The sequence below is a fragment of the Alteromonas antoniana genome (assembly GCF_019249295.1).
Taxonomy (GTDB): Bacteria; Pseudomonadota; Gammaproteobacteria; order Enterobacterales; family Alteromonadaceae; genus Alteromonas; species Alteromonas antoniana.
The window spans coordinates 1-21,416 of sequence record NZ_JAESDH010000038.1; the positions used below are offsets into that span (position 1 = coordinate 1).

The 21,416-nt window shown below is 49.1% G+C and carries 15 protein-coding genes; 8 read left to right on the forward strand and 7 right to left on the reverse strand.

Annotated elements, in window-relative coordinates; genetic code table 11:
* Nucleotides 1–500: 500 nt before the first annotated feature.
* The 5 genes from JKP77_RS20520 to JKP77_RS20540 form a co-directional block, all read right to left on the reverse strand.
* Complete coding sequence (locus JKP77_RS20520; RefSeq protein WP_218313042.1) at nucleotides 501–803, reverse strand: hypothetical protein; 303 nt, start codon at nucleotides 801–803, stop codon at nucleotides 501–503.
* A gap of 140 nt (nucleotides 804–943) precedes the next feature.
* The gene (locus tag JKP77_RS20525) at nucleotides 944–1,297 is read right to left on the reverse strand and encodes a hypothetical protein (protein WP_218313043.1); all 354 of its coding nucleotides are present in this window, start codon (nucleotides 1,295–1,297) and stop codon (nucleotides 944–946) included.
* A 205-nt stretch (nucleotides 1,298–1,502) separates the two neighbouring features.
* The gene (locus tag JKP77_RS20530) at nucleotides 1,503–2,309 is read right to left on the reverse strand and encodes a hypothetical protein (protein WP_218313044.1); all 807 of its coding nucleotides are present in this window, start codon (nucleotides 2,307–2,309) and stop codon (nucleotides 1,503–1,505) included.
* A 78-nt stretch (nucleotides 2,310–2,387) separates the two neighbouring features.
* Nucleotides 2,388–3,191 (reverse strand): hypothetical protein, encoded by an 804-nt coding sequence (locus tag JKP77_RS20535; protein ID WP_218313045.1) that lies wholly within the window; start codon nucleotides 3,189–3,191, stop codon nucleotides 2,388–2,390.
* 34 nt (nucleotides 3,192–3,225) lie between these two features.
* Nucleotides 3,226–6,606: a PAS domain-containing hybrid sensor histidine kinase/response regulator gene (locus tag JKP77_RS20540; RefSeq protein WP_218313046.1), complete on the reverse strand. Its 3,381-nt coding sequence runs from the start codon at nucleotides 6,604–6,606 to the stop codon at nucleotides 3,226–3,228.
* Between the two features lie 176 nt (nucleotides 6,607–6,782).
* Between JKP77_RS20540 and grpE the strand changes: the two genes are divergently transcribed.
* The 6 genes from grpE to JKP77_RS20570 all read left to right on the forward strand — a co-directional run bounded on the left by grpE (nucleotide 6,783) and on the right by JKP77_RS20570 (nucleotide 16,432).
* Nucleotides 6,783–7,418: a nucleotide exchange factor GrpE gene (gene grpE, locus JKP77_RS20545; RefSeq protein ID WP_218313047.1), complete on the forward strand. Its 636-nt coding sequence runs from the start codon at nucleotides 6,783–6,785 to the stop codon at nucleotides 7,416–7,418.
* Nucleotides 7,419–7,514: 96 nt separating this feature from the next.
* On the forward strand, nucleotides 7,515–9,440 hold the full coding sequence (gene dnaK, locus JKP77_RS20550) for a molecular chaperone DnaK (RefSeq protein ID WP_218313048.1): 1,926 nt from the start codon (nucleotides 7,515–7,517) through the stop codon (nucleotides 9,438–9,440).
* 177 nt (nucleotides 9,441–9,617) lie between these two features.
* A complete protein-coding gene (gene dnaJ / locus JKP77_RS20555; RefSeq protein ID WP_218313049.1) occupies nucleotides 9,618–10,748 on the forward strand; it encodes a molecular chaperone DnaJ in 1,131 nt (376 codons plus the stop codon).
* Nucleotides 10,749–10,923: 175 nt separating this feature from the next.
* Nucleotides 10,924–11,400, forward strand: a complete 477-nt coding sequence (locus JKP77_RS20560; protein WP_218313050.1) for a c-type cytochrome — start codon at nucleotides 10,924–10,926, stop codon at nucleotides 11,398–11,400.
* A gap of 360 nt (nucleotides 11,401–11,760) precedes the next feature.
* On the forward strand, nucleotides 11,761–14,328 hold the full coding sequence (locus JKP77_RS20565; protein ID WP_218313051.1) for a putative bifunctional diguanylate cyclase/phosphodiesterase: 2,568 nt from the start codon (nucleotides 11,761–11,763) through the stop codon (nucleotides 14,326–14,328).
* Nucleotides 14,329–14,539: 211 nt separating this feature from the next.
* Nucleotides 14,540–16,432, forward strand: a complete 1,893-nt coding sequence (locus tag JKP77_RS20570; protein ID WP_218313052.1) for a propionyl-CoA synthetase — start codon at nucleotides 14,540–14,542, stop codon at nucleotides 16,430–16,432.
* A gap of 130 nt (nucleotides 16,433–16,562) precedes the next feature.
* Here JKP77_RS20570 and JKP77_RS20575 read toward each other — a convergent pair whose 3' ends face one another.
* Together JKP77_RS20575 and JKP77_RS20580 are read right to left on the reverse strand one after the other, a co-directional pair.
* Complete coding sequence (locus JKP77_RS20575) at nucleotides 16,563–17,444, reverse strand: glycosyltransferase family 2 protein (RefSeq protein WP_218313053.1); 882 nt, start codon at nucleotides 17,442–17,444, stop codon at nucleotides 16,563–16,565.
* Between the two features lie 607 nt (nucleotides 17,445–18,051).
* Nucleotides 18,052–18,735, reverse strand: coding sequence for a cytochrome b/b6 domain-containing protein (locus JKP77_RS20580; protein WP_218313054.1), 684 nt, complete (start codon nucleotides 18,733–18,735; stop codon nucleotides 18,052–18,054).
* Nucleotides 18,736–19,168: 433 nt separating this feature from the next.
* Between JKP77_RS20580 and dapB the strand changes: the two genes are divergently transcribed.
* Together dapB and carA are read left to right on the forward strand one after the other, a co-directional pair.
* Nucleotides 19,169–19,972, forward strand: a complete 804-nt coding sequence (gene dapB, locus JKP77_RS20585) for a 4-hydroxy-tetrahydrodipicolinate reductase (protein ID WP_218313055.1) — start codon at nucleotides 19,169–19,171, stop codon at nucleotides 19,970–19,972.
* A 306-nt stretch (nucleotides 19,973–20,278) separates the two neighbouring features.
* Entirely contained in the window at nucleotides 20,279–21,409 is a 1,131-nt protein-coding gene (gene carA / locus JKP77_RS20590; RefSeq protein WP_218313056.1) for a glutamine-hydrolyzing carbamoyl-phosphate synthase small subunit, read from the forward strand.
* Nucleotides 21,410–21,416 lie beyond the last annotated feature (7 nt).

The following is a 21,416-nucleotide window of genomic DNA, read 5'->3' on the forward strand; positions in this document are numbered from 1 at the left end:
TGCTTTCGTTCAAGCTTTCGCAAGCTGTGCATCTCCATTTATATCCGACCAAGTATGAATTCCTTTTGGCAGCTAACACCCAAATAAGGGGCAATAACGGGCAGGCTATACTGCGAACGAAGTGAGTTGAGCCTGCGTGTTATTGTCCCAGTGCGCCCTGGCGCACGCCTTAATTTGATTGTTATACGCAAACCGAAAGCAGATTGCCAGCATGGTTAAAGAACTTGGAATAAGAGAACAGCGTAGCTGAGCGAAGTTATGGTGCGCGAACCTTGTTTGACCGTGAAGGTGCCGCTGATTTTTGCTGAGAAGCGCCGAAAGATGCTGAGAAAAGCCAAGTGCTGAATCTATTAAATTTACTGAAAAAGGGTTGGTGTATAACACCCACATAAGGGGCAGTAATACGTGGGCTAAAATAGGAGCGAAGCGACAGAGCCCACGTGTTACTGTCCCAGGGAGCTTGCGACCGCCTTAATGTGATTGTTATGTGCTAACTAAAGTCAACCAAATGATTTCACTGGCTTATTGTCAAAATACACTGGAGCAAAAGCGTTTCTCTCATCGCCCGGCTTATAATCCAAAGGCAACATTCTAATTGTGCCGCGATCTTTAAATTTACCAGCTTCGACCGCTTCTATTAACTGAGCTTCAGTCATAGGATTAAAGTTGTTAGTGTCGTTGGTGAAATTTACTGAGAAAAATCCCTTTTTCGCACCTTTCTCACCTTTATACGGATGTACTTTCTTCCCATTAGGGTCAAACGCCCAAATTGAAGTCAAAAAGTCTTCTTTCCTTAAAGCCATAAAATCCTCAATTTAAAAACTTACTACTAGCACATAACACCCGCATAGGGGCAAAAATGCGTAGGCTATAATACCGAGCGAAGCGAAGGGAGCCTACGTGTTTTTGTCCCTAGCGAGCGCAGCGAGTGTTAATGCGATTGTTATGCGACACTCTTTCGTTTTACTTTTTTGCTAATCAAAATAGCTAATAAAATAGTAACGATGCCTAGAAAAATGTCTAGCAGCAATAAGGTGTTAGGCGGACTCCTGCCAAGTATTGCAATTGATAAAGCTATACTGCCAGATGTTTTTATTGCCCAAATTGCAAAAAGGCTAGGCATTACCTTGAAACTATTGCGGATGGCGAAAAGGCTAAAAACAAATAAGTTTATAAGAATTAAAATTACAAGGGAGAGAGTGTAGTTTAGCGAAAAGGCAATATAGAGAAAGGCAGATACTACAATTTCTCCCAAACAAAGGAAGGTCGAATATAAAAGAATTGCTTTCCAATTCAAGGATACCTCCGTGTCGCATAACAACTTACTAGATCCCAAAACGGTGCAAATTCACGGCCCACTTTGGGGTATTTAATATCTGTGTATATCCGAGATTACGCTATAAGCCCCCGAAATAAAACATGAAACCCAAAATGGTGTTTTTAACCGAAAGGAGAAATACACCAAACCGCCGTGTTGCACGAGATGGTGTATTTCGTGCAGTTTATGCTTGTGTTTTGGTGCGTCTGATAAAAATAATGCTTGTTGTAATCAGTAGCATCAATAGTGTAGCTGGGGCGGTCACACGCGTGGCTTCAAATCGGGTCAGGTTGAAATTTACTGAAGAGTTATAAAGCGTGGTGAAACCATTTTCCTCACTATAAAGCGATTCATAATAGCTCAGACTTCCCCTTCCCAGACGTTCGGTGTTGTCACTCAAATCGTCGTCTTCCCACGTGAACACCTGCTCAAAATCTGGCGGAATTTCAACAGCAGAGGTGCTTTGCTCGGGAAACTGCAGAAAGTCGCGAACGTAATCGACAAACCAGGCGTCAAGTTCCCATGAGGAGCTACGCACGCCATCTGTTGTGTCTTCTGTAAAGCCAGCTCGGTCAGTAAAATGCTCACCGTCGCCAACCGGGCCGCCATCGAAATCCGGACCGTTTGTCATCGAGATAAACTCATCGGGACTATACTGGTCGTATTCAGCGTTATACGTTCCTTCATTGTTCAGCGAATATGAAGTACCGCCAAACGAAATGTGAGAGGTGAGAACCGGTGGGGCATTATCGTTTACCCACCACCAGTACCACCCAGTTTCCAGCCGGCCTCCGATGGGGTCTGTTGTATCCAAAGTAAACGTACCTTCAACGGTCATACCCTCAAGGGTTTGTTCGTTCCAGTAAGACTGGTTATTATTGCTAACCTCATCGATGATCCCGGTAAAGCTGAAAGTCATCAGTGACGCCTTACTCGGGTAAGAAACAGAGGCAAAAAAGAAAAACAGCAGAATAAGAAAAACGTGGCGCACAATAGCTCCTGACACGCGAGTGCGTGAGTATGTATGGAGCTATTTTTACGTCAGAGGGAAGATCCGGATTAACAGAATTTAATTTGTCCGATACATCCAAACGCCATTATTCATGTTCACCGCACTCTGCACCTGTTTACCGCCGCTGAACTGCTCAGGCATATCAGTTTCGGTTTCCACGGGAACATAAAGGCCCGTTTCGTTATCTGCAATGCCATCAAGGATATAGCGTGTCGCTGAAGGTTGCTGTACTACCGCGGTGATATTGGCATTACGCAGCTTGGTAATTAGGCGTCGCGCCTCCAGCAGCGTTTCCTGATCGGCATCTGACAGTTTCTCTACAGTGGTCAATGTGAACTCGGTACAGGGGAAGTATTGTCCTTCACATCGATAAACTTCAACCGAGTTAAGGTTCACCACCCAATGATTAAAGCGGTAAGCATTCTCTCCCCAGCCCGACAGCACATACTCTGAGCCCAACGCATTCACTTCACGCCCCAGTACTGGCAATAGCTGAGCGGTGGTCAGCGCGTTTTGTACCAGTGAAGTTTGATGCGGCTTACCAAACCAGCTGTTAATTAACGTCGACAAGGTTTGTTTATCCAGTTTGGCGGCGGAACCGACGGCCCCGAAAAAGAAGTTTTTGTGGGAAGAGGCCTCATCTGTCGTGAGACTTTCATCCTGAATCACTAAATCCAGCGGGCCATAAGGTTGTATCAGCGTTTTAAAACGTGCTGCGTCGCCTTTTACCGAAATCGCTGTTGGCTTAACACTGCGCAATGCGTCATCCAGCGCAGGAGAGGCGATGTCATCCATCGTTTGTGCAAGTGAGCTCGAACTGAAAAGCACCAGCAGGGCCAGTGGGATGGCTCGGAAAAACATAATGTGTCCTTATTGATTACAGGTTGTAGCGGCGTTAAGCGTCTTTCATCGCAAGAAACCGCGCTTCACGTTTTAACAGCCGCTTCAATGCTGCGGGTTTAACCGGTTTCGGCAAGTACAGCAACCGCGCTTCAAGTGCGTCGTCGCGAATGCCATCACTGCGATTCGCGGTATTCAGTATACCTGGTACCAGCACTTGCCATTTTTCCCGCAACGAGTTCGCAACATCAATACCGGTTTCACCATGATCCAGATGATAATCAACCAGCATTAAATCTGGTGGCGACGGGCATCGTGCCAGCGCCTGCGCATAGGTGCCGGCCGACACCACTGTTGCACCCCAGTCTTCAAGCAACGTCGTCATCGCGTGGGTAATTTGCTGATCGTTTTCCAGCAGCAGTACCTGTTTGCCCGCTAACACGGCAGCGGCAGGCTCTTTCACCGTCACAGACCGCAGGGTTTCACGCTGAAGCGCACGTTCACAACGGGGCAGGGTAACATAAAAGACGGTGCCTCTGCCCATAGCGGATTTAAGGTGCACCTGATGCTTCAATAAATGGCTTATCCGCTCAACGATGGTCAGTCCCAGGCCCAGTCCCTGGTTATTATTGTCATTATCCAGCTGATGAAATTCATTGAAGATCTCTTTTTGCTGGTTTTCCGGGATCCCCGGGCCGGTATCATAAACACACAGGGCGACCTGGTCGTTGCCTATTCGTCGTGCCCCAATCAATACGCCGCCTGAAGGGGTGTAACGGATCGCATTCGATAACAAATTCTGCGCAATACGGCGCAGCAGCTTTTTGTCTGATTTCACAATCAGATTGGTTTTTTGGTAGCGAAGAGACAATCCTTCTTTGTCGGCAATAACAGAAAACTCGCGCACCAGTGAGCTTAGAATATCGTCCAGGCAAAACTGCGAAATCTGTGAGGTCAGAATACCGGATTCCAGCTTGGTCATGTCCAGTAACATCGACAGCAGGCTTTCGGCGCTGTTTAACGAGTTCACCAACCCTTCCGTCAGCGTTGCCTGGTCTGTGCCTGCGCTTTTCTGTGCCAGCATCGAAGCAAATAACGTGGCAGCATTGAATGGCTGCATCAGATCATGGCCAGCGGCGGCCAGAAATTTGGTTTTACTTTCATTGGCGCGATCAGCTTCCAGCTTGGCATCGTGCAACTCTTCCGTACGCCGCCGAACCCGGTCCTCCAGCTCGGCTTTTGCCTGTTCAAGCTCATCCTGAATAGCGATGTATTCGGTAATATCGCTGTAGGTGGTCACGTAGCCACCGCCGGGGAGGGGACTGCCGTTCAGTTCAACCACCCGGCCGTCAGGTTGCTTGCGCACATATTTATACCGGCTACCGTTGCGCATATATTCAATGCGTTTGCTGATTTCCTGTTCAAAGTCTTCCACTTTTCCCAGCAGGCCGCGTTCAGCGTTGTATTTCAGCAGCTCTTCTATGGGAAGTCCGGTTTTCAAATATCCCCGGGGATAGTTAAACAGCTCTACATACCGCTCGTTCCAGGCCAGCATACACAGCTTGTCATCCAGCACACTTATTCCCTGTTCAATATTCTGCACCGACGATTGCAGCACTTCGTGATTGAACTGAAAAGACTGTGACGCTTCCTCCACCCACTCAACTAACTCAGGCAGCGAGTCTTGCGAGGTATCGGCGATGGCACTTAACAGTATGCGGGCACTGGGATTACCCACCTGTGCGGCAATCAGTTTTTCTACCCGTAAAAGCAGCGAACTGCTGGCATAGCCGCCACGTTGTTTGTCGATATCTACCGATAACTGATTGATCAGCGCACGATTTACTTCTGGTTCAAGCACTTTCGCCGTTAACGCCATTAAATCGCTGATGCGTACTGCCAAATCCGGCTTGCCCGCCACGGTTGTTTCTATTTCTTCCGGGTTTTGCCCTGATGCGGGGGTTACCATAGCAACAGCAATGAAAACGGCGCAGTTCACTAACAGCGAGTATGCAAAGCCCAGCCCTAATTCACCGTCGGTGGGGGCAGGGTTGAAGTAATAGCTGGACATAATACTGGGATAAAGCAGCCACATCAGCCAGCAGATAAAGCCGGCAAGTAATGCACATTGGGCAGCCTGCTTTGTGGCCCGCTTCCAGTACACGCCGAACATCAGGATGGGGAATGCCTGTGCGAGCAGCGCAATCGCGATGATCCCGCTTTTTACCAGAGGGGCAGACTGACTCACATTCAGGTGATACCAGAATGCCACCGACAGCACGACCAGCACAGTGAGACGGCGAATGGTCAGAATGTTTTTCGCCTTCATTGAGTTTTGCGGATCCTGCTTTAATACCACTTTTAACCACAACGGCGTGATCAGGTTGTTCGCTATCATGATGCCAAGCGCCAGCGTCGCCACGATCACCATCGATGTAGTTGCCGATAGTCCGCCGATAAAGGCGGTAACTGATACCGCGACATTTTCGGCCTGAAGGGGCAGGGCGAGTACGTAAGAGTCTGACTCTACAGCCGAGTCTAAAAGAATATTGCCGGCCAGCGCGATGGGCAGAATAAATACCGTCATGCCCAGCAGATAAAGCGGGAACAACCAGCGCGCCGTACGAAGCTCGCCTTCGCCGTTCAGTTCGATGAAGTTCATATGAAACTGACGCGGTAACACGAACATTGAGCACACGCCAAGCATCACGTGACTGATATATACCCAAATTCCGGCGTCGGCGTACAGAACTTCTCTGGCTTCAGGATGAAGGCTGGCTTGTGATACCACATCAAAGATACCGTCAAACAGGCTGTAGCAAACAAATATGCCTACTACCCACAGCGCAATAAGTTTAATCAGCGACTCGGCGGCAATGGTTAATAGTAATCCCGGATGCTTGTCGGTCAGGTTCAGCGTTCGCGTACCAAATAAAATGGCAAACAAGGCCATCAGTGCGGCAACGTAGAACCCCACCGTGCCGGTGCTGTCCTGAGTATTCGGGGTGATCAGGTTGATACTTTCGGTTATGGCATCCAGTTGCAGCGCAATATAAGGAATAACCCCAATAAAGCTTAACAGCGTTATCAGCCCTGCCAGTACGTGTGAATGCTGATAACGCAGCCCAATCAAATCGGCCAGTGAACTGACGTTATGTCGCTGACAGAGTCTGGCAATGCGCAGAACAACCGGGAAGGCGAATGCCATGGTTAACATAATACCGGCATAGGTCGGAACGATTGCCCAGCCATATTGTGAGGCTTGGGTAGTGGTGCCGAAAAAAGCCCAGGATGTACAGTGCACACCAAGCCCAAGGCTGTATAAAACCGGGTGCTGCTGGTTATCGCGCAAACGCTTATCGCCCCAGAATGCCAGTAAAAACAGCAGTCCGAGATAAATTGCCACAATGCAGCCAACAGTCCAGATACTTAGCATGGAGTTTATTATGTAGGTGAAACAACGCCTTAACCTACCATATCCCGACACGCGAGAGGATATTTTGTGCGCCAACCATAAAAAAATTGTGGATACACTTGAAGGCAGACAAACCAACCCCATTAATAGCCCAACGTATTTTTTGCCCCAATTATCGCAACATTCTGGAGGTAGGCATGAGCGAACCGCGCGACGTGCAGGAGCAACAAGAAGAGCAGAACGCGCAGCAACCTGAACCACAGGCTGCAGAAGCGACGCAAGAGCAGAAGACTGCACCGGCAAACGAAGATTCGCCGGTAGATGAAAATGCCCAGCGCATTTATGAGTTAGAAACCGCACTGTCTGAAGCACAGGCAACCATTAAAGAGCAACAGGACGCGGTACTGCGTGCACGCGCTGAAATGGAAAATGCCCGTCGCCGTGCAGAGGGTGAAGTAGAAAAAGCCCGCAAATTTGCGCTTGAGCGTTTTGCTGGTGAGCTACTGCCGGTAGTCGACAACTTAGAGCGCGCGATTGAAGTGGGCGATGCTGAGAACGAGGCCGTCAAGCCACTGCTGGAAGGCGTGGAAATGACACGCAAATCGTTTATCAGCTCAATCGAGAAGTTTGGGCTGGCGGTGGTTGATCCGCAGGGCGAGAGCTTCAATCCGGATCTGCATCAGGCGATGTCGATGCAGGAAAGTGCAGAGCACGAACCGAATACTGTTATGGCAGTAATGCAAAAAGGCTACACCTTAAATGGCCGTTTGCTGCGACCTGCCATGGTTATGGTGTCACGCGCACCAAGTGATGGGGTAGATACCCAAGCTTAAGAAAGTCAGAAGTTTTTTTCTGACAGGTATTGAAATACGTGGGAAATAACCCCACAAAAATAGCAAGTATTTAAAAAGACTTTTCGGAGACACGTAATGGGTAGAATCATTGGTATCGACTTAGGTACAACAAATTCATGTGTCGCAGTTCTAGACGGCGACAAACCGCGAGTAATTGAAAACGCGGAAGGTGATCGCACCACGCCATCAATTATCGCTTACACTAACGACGGTGAAACACTGGTAGGTCAGTCTGCAAAACGTCAGGCTGTCACTAACCCAACCAACACCTTGTTTGCCATCAAACGACTGATTGGCCGTCGTTTTGAAGACAAAGAAGTACAGCGCGACATCGACATCATGCCTTACACAATTACCAAGGCAGACAACGGTGATGCGTGGGTAGAAGCCAAAGGCGAAAAAATGGCGCCTCCTCAGGTTTCTGCTGAAGTACTGAAGAAAATGAAAAAGACCGCCGAAGACTATCTGGGCGAAGAAGTAACAGGCGCAGTTATTACGGTACCGGCGTACTTCAACGATTCTCAGCGTCAGGCAACTAAAGACGCAGGTCGTATCGCAGGTCTGGAAGTAAAACGTATTATCAACGAGCCAACGGCTGCTGCCCTTGCTTACGGCATGGACAAGAAGAAAGGCGATAACGTTGTTGCGGTTTATGATTTAGGTGGTGGTACGTTCGATATCTCTATCATCGAAATCGATGAAGTAGATGGCGAGCACACCTTCGAAGTACTGGCAACTAACGGTGATACGCACTTAGGTGGTGAAGATTTCGATAACCGCATGATCACGTATCTGGTAGACGAGTTTAAGAAAGACCAGGGCATTGATCTGCGTAAAGATCCACTGGCCATGCAGCGTCTGAAAGAAGCCGGTGAGAAAGCGAAAATTGAACTGTCTTCTTCACAGCAAACTGAGGTGAACCTGCCGTACATTACTGCTGATTCATCAGGTCCTAAGCACCTGGCAATCAAAGTAACCCGTGCGAAGCTGGAATCTCTTGTTGAAGATATGGTGAAAAACTCACTGAACCCAGTGAAGCAGGCGCTTGCCGATGCTGACCTGTCAGTGAATGACATTCACGATATCATTCTGGTAGGTGGTCAGACGCGTATGCCGCTGGTACAGAAGTACGTAACGGAGTTCTTTGGTAAAGAGCCACGTAAAGACGTGAACCCTGACGAAGCGGTTGCGGTAGGTGCGGCTATCCAGGGCGGTGTTCTGTCTGGTGACGTAAAAGACGTACTGCTACTGGACGTAACGCCTCTGTCTCTGGGTATCGAAACCATGGGCGGCGTAATGACCGTGCTTATCGAGAAGAATACGACGATTCCTTCGAAGAAGTCGCAAACTTTCTCTACAGCAGAAGACAATCAGTCTGCGGTAACCGTGCATGTACTGCAGGGGGAGCGTAAACAGGCGCAGGGTAACAAGTCTCTGGGTCAGTTTAACTTAGAAGGTATTCGTCCTGCGGCTCGCGGTGTACCGCAAATCGAAGTCGCTTTTGACATCGATGCTGACGGTATCCTGCACGTGTCTGCGAAAGACAAAGACACTGGCAAAGAGCAAAAAATCACAATTAAAGCGTCTTCAGGCTTAAGCGATGAAGAAGTCGAGAAAATGGTAGCTGATGCGGAAGCGAACAAAGAGTCAGATAAGAAGTTTGAAGAGCTGATTCAGGCTCGCAATCAGGCTGACGGCATGATTCACGCTACACGTAAGCAGCTTGAAGAAGTGGGCGATGCGTTGTCTGCTGAAGACAAAGCGCCAATCGAAGACGCCTTGTCTGCTCTGGAAACTGCTGTGAAAGGTGAAGATAAAGAAGAAATCGAAGCCAAGACACAAGAGCTTATCCAGGCGTCAAGCAAGCTGATGGAAGCGGCGCAGGCACAGCAAGGTGCAGCTGGCGGCGAAGGCGATGCGCAGGCGCAGGATGCTGGCAAAGCTGACGACGACGTTGTTGACGCTGAATTCGAAGAAGTGAAAGACGACGATAAGAAGTAAGCTGTTGCACTTGCCCGGTAAGCGTCAGGCGTTTCACCGGGCACCATAAGCAGTTCAGGCGCAACAGGGACAACTTGTTGCGCCTTTTGTTGTGTTAAAAGACGCACAACGGTAAGCAGTATTATTCAGTCTGATACTTGTGTCAGCTGAACAAAATTAGTAGGAAAAGTAAGCGATATGTCGAAACGTGACTACTACGAAGTGCTAGGGGTAGATAAAAGCGCTGGCGAACGCGAAATTAAAAAAGCGTATAAAAAGCTGGCGATGAAATACCACCCTGATCGCACCCAAGGCGATAAAGCGCTGGAAGATAAGTTTAAGGAAATCCAGGAAGCCTATGAGATCCTGACTGATTCGCAGAAACGTGCGGCGTACGATCAGTACGGCCATGCCGGTGTGGATCCAAATCGCGGTGGCGCAGGCTTCGGTGGTGGTGCCGATTTTGGCGATATCTTTGGTGATGTCTTTGGCGATATTTTTGGTGGTGGCCGTGGCGGTCGTCAGTCCAGAGCACGACAGGGCGCAGATTTGCGTTACAACCTGGAGCTGTCACTCGAAGAAGCCGTGCGTGGCAAGGACGTGGATATCCGCGTACCTACGCTGGTAGAGTGTGACAAGTGTGATGGTTCAGGCGCGAAAGCCGGCTCTAAGCCAACAACCTGTCCAACCTGTCATGGTAACGGTCAGGTTCAGATGCGTCAGGGCTTCTTTGCAGTACAGCAAACCTGTCCAACCTGTTCGGGCAAAGGGCAGATCATCAGCGATCCGTGCACCAAATGCCGTGGCCAGGGCCGTGTAGAAAAGACCAAAACGCTGAATGTGAAAATTCCAGCGGGTGTCGATACCGGCGACCGTATTCGTCTGTCTGGTGAGGGTGAAGCTGGCGAAGCCGGAGCACCGCCAGGAGACTTATATGTGCAGGTTCACGTACGCGAACACAAAATTTTCGCCCGTGACGGCAACAACCTTTATTGCGAAGTGCCGCTGAGTTTTACCACTGCTGCGTTAGGTGGCGAGCTGGAAGTTCCCACACTTGACGGTAAAGTTAAGCTGAAAATAGGCCCTGAAACGCAAACCGGCAAAATGTTCCGTCTGCGTGGAAAAGGCGTGAAATCAGTTCGTACCGGCGCCATGGGCGATCTCATGTGCAAAGTGGTGGTGGAAACTCCGGTAAATCTGTCGTCGCGACAGAAAGAATTGCTAAAAGAGCTTGAGGAATCGATGGGCAAGGAATCAGCCAAACATAGCCCCAAAGCACAGGGGTTCTTCGACGGAGTGAAGAAATTCTTCGACGACCTCACCAACTAAGCATTGAGCCCTCCTTATGGAGGGCTTAATCTATTAATGAGCATGAAAATCAGTATTCTACACTGATGCCGCTTTCTGGCTCGGTATTCGCAAAGATCTGACGGCGCGTTGGCAGCGTAGTCATTCAGGCTTTGTAAACAAACGGAAATGTGACAAGACCGGAGAATCTTTCCTAATGACTTTTAAATTTGTACGCACGCTGGCAGGCACAGCGTTACTGGCCACAATGACGGGCTCTGCATTTGCTGCGGAAGCTGTTTCAGAGAAACACGCAGAAGCCGCGGTAGAGTATCGCCAGTCGCTTTTTCAGTTAGTAAAAAGCAACATGGGGCCATTAGGTGGCATGGCCAAAGGCGCAATCCCTTATAATGAAGAGGTCATGATGACCAACGCTGTGCGTCTTGAGCAACTGGCCGATATGATGGTGGATTATCTTTCAGTAGATACGCGCAAGTTTGACGTAGATACCGGCGCGAAAGATGCGATTTGGGAAAACTTCCCGAACGTAGAAGAGAAAGTGTCAGCATTAAAAACCGCGGCTGCGAATTTGCAGAGCGTTGTTGAAGCGGGAAATGAGAGTGAATACCGCAGTGCCATTGGCAACGTCGGTGCATCTTGCAAGTCCTGCCACGATGATTATAAAAAAGACTAACTCAGTTCATTGAAAAAACGCCGCATCAGCGGCGTTTTTTATTGCCTTTTTTAAACCCCTCGCTTTAGTAGATTATTCTTAGTTTCTTACTTCACTTCGTCGCGGTTTTACGCTGGTAACATTAATTTACCGGATTATCACGGGGACTAAGCGAATTACGCTGGAAAAACCGGTTTGTGATTGCTACCCTCGCGCCACTTTGTAGTACACACTTCTGCTGGCCAAAACCTACAGTGGTAATGGCTTAAATCGTTATCATTTACTACGCTTATTGCAGTACGAAGCAATGATTACTATTTTCAGGACACTCACCGCGGTTTTAATTCATTCACAAGGTCAGTTTCGTAAGGAGAGCGATACGTGAATCTGTCGTACAGTTTGCAGTCGTACCTTCCCGATGGACGGGATGTTGTGATGTCTGGCATTTTAGATGATGCCCGGAAAAATACGGGTGCGTCATTGGTATTGTTGCTGGCTACGCATCATCAAACGCAAGATGCGCCTGTTATGGCATATTCCTGTGACACACCGCTGCAAGATGGTGACCATATCGGGTTGCCGGGACATTGTCAGACGCTATTGTCGTTAACTGCTGTCTCCGCTCCCTTACCCGGGGATGAATTTACCTGGCCGGCCTCGCTTTCTGACTGCCAGTCAAGCTGGATTGTATTAACGCGTATTACCGATGCGCAGGACTATGTCACCGGTACATTGTTGTTCGTGTTCTCTCGAAAAACCTTATCTGCAATTGAGTCCGCGTACATTGACATTGCTCGCCAGCGGTTGTCTCTGGATATTCAGTCCCGCCTGGCTCGTCATCCATATGCAGACCGCCTGACCGAAAAGGTCCAGTTGCTTGATGAAATTGGTCTGATATCCAAAACCGGCGGCTGGGAATATGACGTCGAATGTGGCCGCATTACCTGGACGGCGGAAACCTACCGGTTATTTGGTGTTGACGAGACCACCGATATCACCGTACACCGGGCACTGGCAAACTTCCCTAAAGACGTGCGCAATGACGTGCGTAATGCACTAAACGCGACGGTAGAGAAAGGCTTGCCGTTCAGTCTTGAGCTGCCATTCTATGATGCTGCTCACAATGCCCGTTGGGTGAAAGTGACCGGCAGGGCAAATGTGTCTGCCGACAAGGTAAGACGGGTTTACGGCTCTATTCAGGACATTACCGAGCAGCGCCGGTTATCAGACACAGAGCACAATTACACCACCTACCTTGCGACTATTCTGGATAACCTCAATGATGCTGTACTCACCATGGATGAAGACGGCACGGTGATAACCGCCAACGAAGCGGTCGATAATATTTTCGGTATCAGCGCCGATGATCTTGTCGGGCAGGATGTCACGGTATTAATGCCTGAAAACGAGGCAAAACATCATTCTACATACGTGCAGAATTATCTGGAGACCGGTAAAGCGAATATCATCGGCTATGGCCGCGAACTGGTGGCAAAGCATAGCTCGGGGCACACGTTCCCCATTGAGCTGTCGCTATCGGAAGTCACGCTGGATGGACAACGTCGTTTCGTAGGAATTGTACGCGATATTACCGAGCGTAAAGAAGCCACTGATCACATTCTGAAAGTGGCTTACTATGATGACATCACCAGCCTGCCCAATATGAAATCCTTCGAAAAGGATTTACGCAAACTTATTGAGCAGGCGCACAGCAGCAACCATGATATCTATTGTTGCCTGCTGAATCTGGATAATTTCTCTCAATATAATCTCTCTTTCGGAAAGGCTACCGGCGACTATATATTGCAGGTGATTGCAGGGCGGCTGAAGCGTTGCCTGTCTTCACGTTTCAGCATTTATCGGGGGGTGGCAGACCAGTTTATTATTTTGCATGCTGAGCCCGTGCTTGAGACAGATAAAAAAGTCACTGACATGCTCAACTCGATGGAGTGGTCATTATACAACGATGTGTTAAGTGAGATGACGCTTCACGGTCATTCGCATGTAATAACGTCGTCAATTTCATCAGCACACATCCATGGCAGTACGGCTAGCTACGAAAAAGTTATCGGCATTCTGGAGTTTGGTAAAAAGCGAGCCAAAGCACAGGGTCATGGTGGTCGTGTTTCTCTGGAGCGTTCGGCCTTCGAAGACTACGAGCGTCACAACTATATTAGTCAGTCATTTAACCGGGCACTCACCGACAACGAATTCTATCTGGTACTGCAACCGCAATTTGATGGTGCCGGGAATATCATATGTTCAGAAGCGTTACTGCGCTGGAATCATTCTGCTATTGGGGCTATCGGTCCCGGCGAATTTATTCCTATCGCTGAGGAAAGTGACGCTGTTGTGGAAATCGGTTACTGGGTTGTAAATGAAGCCTGCAAATTGCTGCACGAGTGTCGTCAACAGGGCGTACCTACCCGAATTGCAGTGAATATCAGTGGTCGCCATATTGCCCGCGCGGATTTCAGCGAGCGTTTATTAGAAACCACACGGCAATGGGGCGTATCACCTCATGAGCTAGTGATGGAAATCACCGAAACCACGCTGGTCAAAAGTATAGACCTGGTACGCAAGCGTATCGAAAAGCTATCTAACCTGGGTTTTGCGTTTTCAATAGATGACTTTGGAACCGGATATTCAAGCCTGAGTTACCTTAAAGAATTGCCGATCTCTGAATTAAAGATTGATCGTTACTTCGTTGATGAAATCAACTTCAGTGGCGAAGATGTGCCTATTGTCGACACTATTGTGGAAATGGCCAGCGCAATGAAAATAAGAACGGTAGCGGAAGGTATTGAAAACGAAATACAGATGAGCTACCTCAAGAAGCGTGGCTGTGAGATTTTCCAGGGGTTTTATCTGGCTCGCCCGATGGCAATAGAAAAGTGGTTGGAACTACTGAAAGATCAGCAAGGTAGTGATAACACCAGCACAAAATAAGCGGCTTTTATGGCAAAGCGGGTCGCCTGCAGCAGCGTCAGATCTTAACTGCTGATTTTTTCCTCTCAATAACATTAGCCAATTCAATAGTATAGGTTATCTACGCCTTAAGTCTTATCTGTATTGTCGACATTTTTGTATTAATGTTTAAAAAATCAAAAATGTCAGAGCTGACGACACTCTGTACCCTACAAGAAAAGTGAGCCGAACCATGACTTATGCAGAAGAATACCGCCAATCGATTCATGAGCCTGAGAAATTCTGGGCCGACAAAGCCGCCCGCCTTGCCTGGTTTACGCCGCCGAAATCGGTTTTGACCAAAGACGACAACGGCATCGACCGCTGGTTTAGCGACGGCGAAATGAATACCGCTTACATGGCACTTGACCATCATGTGGAAAATGGTCGCGCTGACCAGGTGGCGATTATTTACGACTCTCCGGTGGCGCAGAGTAAGCAGCAGTATACTTATCTTCAGTTGCGGGATGCGGTGGCGACGTTTGCAGGCGCGCTGCGCGATCAGGGCGTAGAGAAGGGAGACAGGGTGGTTATTTATATGCCCATGATCCCAGAGGCTGTGATTGCGATGCTGGCCGTTGCACGTCTTGGCGCTATTCATTCTGTCGTGTTTGGTGGGTTTGCACCGCACGAGCTTGCAGTGCGAATTGAAGATGCCGAGCCTAAAGTGCTGGTTACCGCGTCTTGCGGTATTGAAGTGGCGAAGGTGATTGAATACAAAGGGCTGGTTGATGAAGCCATCTCGCTTTCTAAGCATAAACCAGACTGTTGTATCGTATATCAGCGGGAACAGGCCAGGGCGTCGCTGGACCAGTCACGCGATCTGGACTGGAACGACGCGATGGCCGGTGCAGAGCCGGCAGACTGTGTGCCGGTAATGGCGACCGATCCGCTGTACATACTCTATACCTCAGGCACCACTGGCAAGCCTAAAGGGGTGGTACGTGATAACGGCGGGCATGCCGTGGCGCTGAAGTATTCAATGGATGCGGTGTATAACATGCGCCCTGGGGAGGTGTTCTGGGCTGCATCAGATGTTGGTTGGGTAGTCGGGCATTCTTACATTGTATATGGCCCCTTACTGCACGGCTGCACTACCGTCGTATACGAGGGGAAACCGGTCCGAACTCCTGACAGCGGCGCATTCTGGCGCATGACCGAAGAATACAAAATAAAGGCGCTGTTTGCGGCACCTACTGCATTTCGCGCAATCCGAAAAGAAGATCCCGAAGCACTGCAACTGGCAAACTACGATATCAGCTCGCTGGAAACCGTTTTTATGGCAGGTGAGCGGTTAGACCCGCCAACCTATCTGTGGACAGTGGAAAAGACCGGTCGTCCGGTGGTTGATCACTGGTGGCAGACCGAAACGGGCTGGGCCATTTGCGCGAACCCCACGGGTATCGAGACCATGAAACCGAAGCCAGGCTCGTCCACCTTACCTACGCCGGGATTTAACGTACAGGTGCTGGATGCACAAGGTAACGAGTTACCGGCAGGAGAGCAGGGCGCGATTGCCATTAAGCAGCCGTTGCCACCGGGGTGCCTGCCAACAATCTGGGGAGATATCGCACGTTTTAAAAGCGGATATCTCAGCGATTTTCCCGGCTATTACTGTTCAGGTGACGGTGGCTATAAAGATGATGACGGCTACGTGTTTATCATGGGGCGCACTGACGATGTGATTAATGTAGCTGGCCACCGGCTTTCGACCGGTGAGATGGAAGAGATTTTAGCTGCCCACAATGCGGTGGCAGAATGCAGCGTAATCGGCGTACATGACAGCCTGAAAGGACAGGTGCCGGTGGGTCTGGTGCTACTCAAAGACGGCACCGATATTGACGAGGAAACGCTGCAGTCTGAACTGGTCGGTATGGTGCGAAAAGAGATAGGCCCCATTGCATGTTTCCAGCGCGCGGTAGTAGTACCACGGTTGCCGAAAACCCGCTCAGGAAAAATTCTGCGTAAGTTGCTGCGTCAGATTGCCGCAGATCAGGATGTGACTGTGCCCTCAACCATTGATGATCCTGCCAGTGTGCCGGAAATACAGGAAATCATGAAAACCCAGGGGTTGGTTAACGGGTAGCGACATTCATGATGATAACAGTGGCTGGCGCAGACATCATGAGAGTATGCGCCGAGAGCTGCTCTTGGTCAGAATAACAAGCGGTGAAAGCCTGCTTGCTCAGAGAATCAGGCTTTTACCGAGATATGACTTACGCGGACAGACGAGTTTCGTTTTCTGCGTGACGTTCAGCTTCTACCGGGATCCCGGCCATCGCCGAGCGGATCTCCTTCACCGTAGGTAAACGGGTCACGGTAAGTGGTGCGTGCACGGATGACTTATTAACAAATCCTCTCGCCATAAAGGTAGTTAACCACTGGGTTTTCGGATAGTAACCCCACTTATTTCTGTAGAGGTTAGCGTTACTGACAATATCCAGCAGGTGATTTAACGGATAGGCGCGGCACTGGCGATACTGTTTATAAGTGACCAGTGGCAGTGTCCGGTGTGTGATCCCAACGCGGTTGCAGCGTGTGGCAAAATCGATATCCCCGATGCCGAAGCCAGCGTAGTTTTCATCAAAACCCTCCACCCTGTCAAAATCCTCTCTTGAAACCGCGAACAACGATGACTGCAAGCCTTTCGGTTTGTGCTGTAGTGCGCTGTGACGCGACTCTCTGGATTCAGGAAGACGGCTTACTTCATCGTACCCGGCACCTTCAGGTATGACTTTCAGCTCTGTCATTTCTGAACCTATTGTCGTACCGCGGGATACGTTTGTGCTGACCTGTGTCAGCAGTGTCGGATGGATCACGCAATCCACATCCAAAAACAGAAGCGTAGCTGCGTTAGTGGCCGCTGCGCCACGGTTACGGGCTTTAGCAATGGGCAGTGAGTCGGTTGTTGAAAAGCAATGTTTTACCGGAAAATGTTCAGACTGCACTAACGAATGAGAAGACGGCGATGTCATCCAGACAACAACCAGCTCTTTCGGCTTATGTTCTGATGCCTCAAGGCTTTTAAGTAACGCGTAAAATTGTGGGATGCGGTTTTTAACGATGGTGATGACACCGATATCGCGACTTGCTGACATAGTACTCTCCTAATGCAACGTGGCCTGTGTTCACACTTCAGACATCAGAAAAACTAACTCCGATGGATGTCGAAATGAAAAACAGAATACTTACCAGGCCAGTGTTGAATTCACCTTGGGGTGATTTTCCACTGTACTCAGACTGCAGTTGCAAGAAGTGTGCACGTAGAAATGCCGTAAAATTCTCACTTAAGTTGTTGATTTATAATGGCAGGGGAGCGAAGCGATGCACAGTTACGGTGCGTTGCCTGAAAAAGTTACAAGCAGAAATCACGTGTGTGTAGCTATTGCGCACTGCCTTTAACCGCACGTGGGGGAAATACCTGAACAGCGATGGGGTGGCGGTAAATGCAGCCAGCAGGCCTTATCGGGAGAAGTATTTAACAAACAGCAAGCAGGAAAGCGGGGAACGGACGTATTAACCAGTGCATGTCGGCAGGGCTGCCGACATGCACAGCAAAATAATGTCCGGATCCGCCAGAGCCAGTTTCTCTTTGTTCATTATTTATTTTGAATACTGAACCGCATCAGGAGCTAATAATAAAACCATCATTAACATTGCCTAAGCAGTGAATAGTAAAACTCATCATCAACATCGCCCAAGCAGCTAATAATAAAATCCGTCATCAACCGGTTCCGGGGGCAGCACTTCCACGCCTGCGTAAACAATGGCGGCGACAATCGCGATGACAATCACTGCTAACAATAAACGCGAGGAGGAGATTCCCGGAGAGTTAGTGGCTTTCTTGCCATGGATCATCGGGGGCGTCAGCGATTGCTTCTTATAAATGGCATAAAATGCGATAGCGGCAATATGCAGGGCAATAACCAGCAGCAAAGCATTGATAACCTGGTGATGCAGCGTATTCATCAGATCCTGGGTTTCACTGCTGACAAGGTGGCGGTAGGGGCCGTCCAGAAAAACATCGTCGGTCATAAATAATCCACTGACAGCCTGAACGGCAATAAGCAGCAACATAACAACGACAAACACGCCACCCAGCGGGTTGTGACCGGTGTGAGCGGCTGCATGTTTATCTGGTAATGTACGAAAATAAGAGGCTATGGCGCCAGGCCCTTTCAGAAAGTGCCGGAAACGGGCGTGTTCGGGGCCGATAAAGCCCCAGATAATGCGGAAAAGCACAAGTCCGATAGTAAAGTAACCGACGTAGAAGTGCCATTGCATGGCATCATCCATCCATTCTGCGGTTGCATACTGAATAGTCAGTGAGGCTACCAGTAGCCAGTGGAATAACCGTGTGGGGAGATCCCAAATCAGCCGCTTTTCCATTAACGCCTTCCTTTTATTCGAACGTATTATTGAGAATGCCTGCCAAGCCTAACGTACGCTTGTCTTTGCAGTCTTTGCAGTCTTTGCAGTCTTTGCAGTCGTTACAGTCTTTATAGTTTGCCCGTGTTTGTAAAAAAAACGGTCGCTTCAATATTATCTGCGACCTTCATTTACTCACTTATCTTTGGTTTAGCACTGATAATTCACATGGCCTGCGCACGCTTATCAGGCACAGATTGCAACTACGGTTAACTGCATTGTCTTTGTTACATCTCACTTTGCGTGAAAGCGATGCCGTACGCAATATCTGTAACGGTAACTTACGCAACCTTTACGATATTTGACGTCGGTGTACGATATTTGACGCTGGTGGTTTTTTTCACTTTTCTCATAGTGCACAATGCAGGCACCGGAGAATGGCAAAAGACAACAAATGAAAGCAGGTATTTTCGGCGCCAACGGGCGCATGGGTCGGGTATTAATTGAAGCACTCCAGCAAAGTGAACAGGCAGAGTTAAGTGTTGCTACGGTCAGAGATGATTCTCCCTGGGTTGGAATGAACGTAGGGGAGTTGGCTGGAGTTGGCTCACTGCCGGTAAATTGTACCGGCGTCAGTCAGATATCGGCCAGCGACGCCGATGTCATGATCGACTTTACCCTGCCGGCTGCTTTCGATGCGAATGTGAACTGGTGCGTAGAAAATAAAGTACCCGTAGTGATAGGAACAACAGGATTATCCGATGACCAGTTAGCTCGCTTAACGCAGGCCGCTGAACATATCCCCATTGTTTTTGCCGCAAATTACAGTGTTGGCGTAAACCTGATGTTGTCATTGGTGCGACAGGCGGCAAAGGCTCTGGGGAATACCGCAGACATAGAAATAACCGAAGCGCATCACCGTTTTAAACAGGATGCGCCATCTGGCACGGCCATGGCGATTGGTATGGCGATTGCTGATGAGCTGGGACGAAATTTGTCTGAATGTGCGGTGTATGGCCGTGAAGGTAAAGAGCCTGCCCGTGACCAGAAAACTATCGGGTTCGCAACGGTGCGTGCGGGCGACATCGTGGGAGAGCATACCGCGCTGTTTGCGGATATTGGCGAGCGTCTGGAAATAACGCATAAGGCGTCAAGTCGTCTGACGTTTGCGAAAGGCGCTGTACACGCGGCGGTGTGGTTACGCGATAAATCCCCGGGGTTGTATTCCATGGCGCAGGTTATCGGCCTGCCCGAATAAATGAATCAGCAGCAATATAAATAGGCCCATCGAGTGACATAAATGCTACTTTTCGGCCTTTGGGGGATAAAATTAGGTTAGGGAGCTATTTTAACTATTTTTCTAAATCTAATTAGACCTCTTCCGAAGAGTCATGTATACTCATTGGAATTTGCCAAAATTTCGCGTCATTTTGCTGTATGACGCAGTTTTATTAGCTGCAAAGATCTGTAAACGGGAAGTAAATTACACCTTACCTCCCGTTTTTTGTGCGGTTTTAACAGATTTCTGTTGAAACACTCGGTTACCCTTAATCTGGAGGTTGACTTGGCTAATTCTGCCCTTTTGGTGTTAGAGGATGGTTCCGTTTTTAAAGGCACCGCCATTGGTGCTCAAGGTACGTCCGTTGGTGAAGTTGTCTTTAATACTTCAATGACTGGCTATCAGGAAATCCTTACCGACCCATCTTACGCTGAACAAATCATCACACTCACTTACCCACACATTGGCAATACCGGAACAAACGAAGAAGACGTGGAAGCAGATACTATCTGGTCCAAAGGCTTAGTTATTCGTGATCTTCCGCTGGTTGCCAGCAACTTCCGAAATCAACAGACACTGTCTGACTACCTTAAAGCAAAAGGGATAGTAGGAATTGCTGACATCGACACTCGTCGTTTAACACGGATTCTGCGCGACAAAGGCGCACAGAATGGTTGCATCGTATGTGACGATACGCTGGACGAAGCGAAAGCGCTGGAAGCGGCGAAAGGCTTCCCCGGCCTGAAAGGCATGGATCTGGCCAAAGAAGTGTGCACCAAAGAGGTGAAAAACTGGACAGCAGGAAGCTGGCAACTGGGCAAAGGGTATGTGACACCCGATTCACACAAGTATCACGTTGTCGCGTATGACTATGGCGTGAAACACAACATCCTGCGGATGTTATCTGACCGCGGATGTAAAATTACGCTGGTTCCGGCACAGACCTCAGCCGAGGATGTACTGGCGATGAACCCAGACGGTGTGTTCTTATCGAACGGTCCTGGCGATCCTGAGCCATGCGACTACGCCATTGAAGCCATTAAAACCATTGTAGCGAAAGGCATTCCGACATTTGGTATCTGCTTAGGTCACCAGCTGCTGGCACTGGCCAGTGGTGCGAAAACGGTGAAAATGAAGTTTGGCCACCACGGTGCTAACCACCCGGTGAAAGACTTAAAGAAAGATGTGGTTATGATCACCAGTCAGAACCACGGGTTCGCCGTTGATGAAAGCACCTTGCCAGATAATCTTGAAGTGACCCACGTGTCGCTGTTTGATAAGTCATTGCAGGGTATTCATCGGACAGATAAGCCGGCATTCAGCTTCCAGGGCCACCCTGAAGCCAGCCCGGGTCCGCACGAAGCGGCCGATCTGTTTGATCACTTCATCGACCTCATCGAACAACACAAGCAGTAGGAACGAG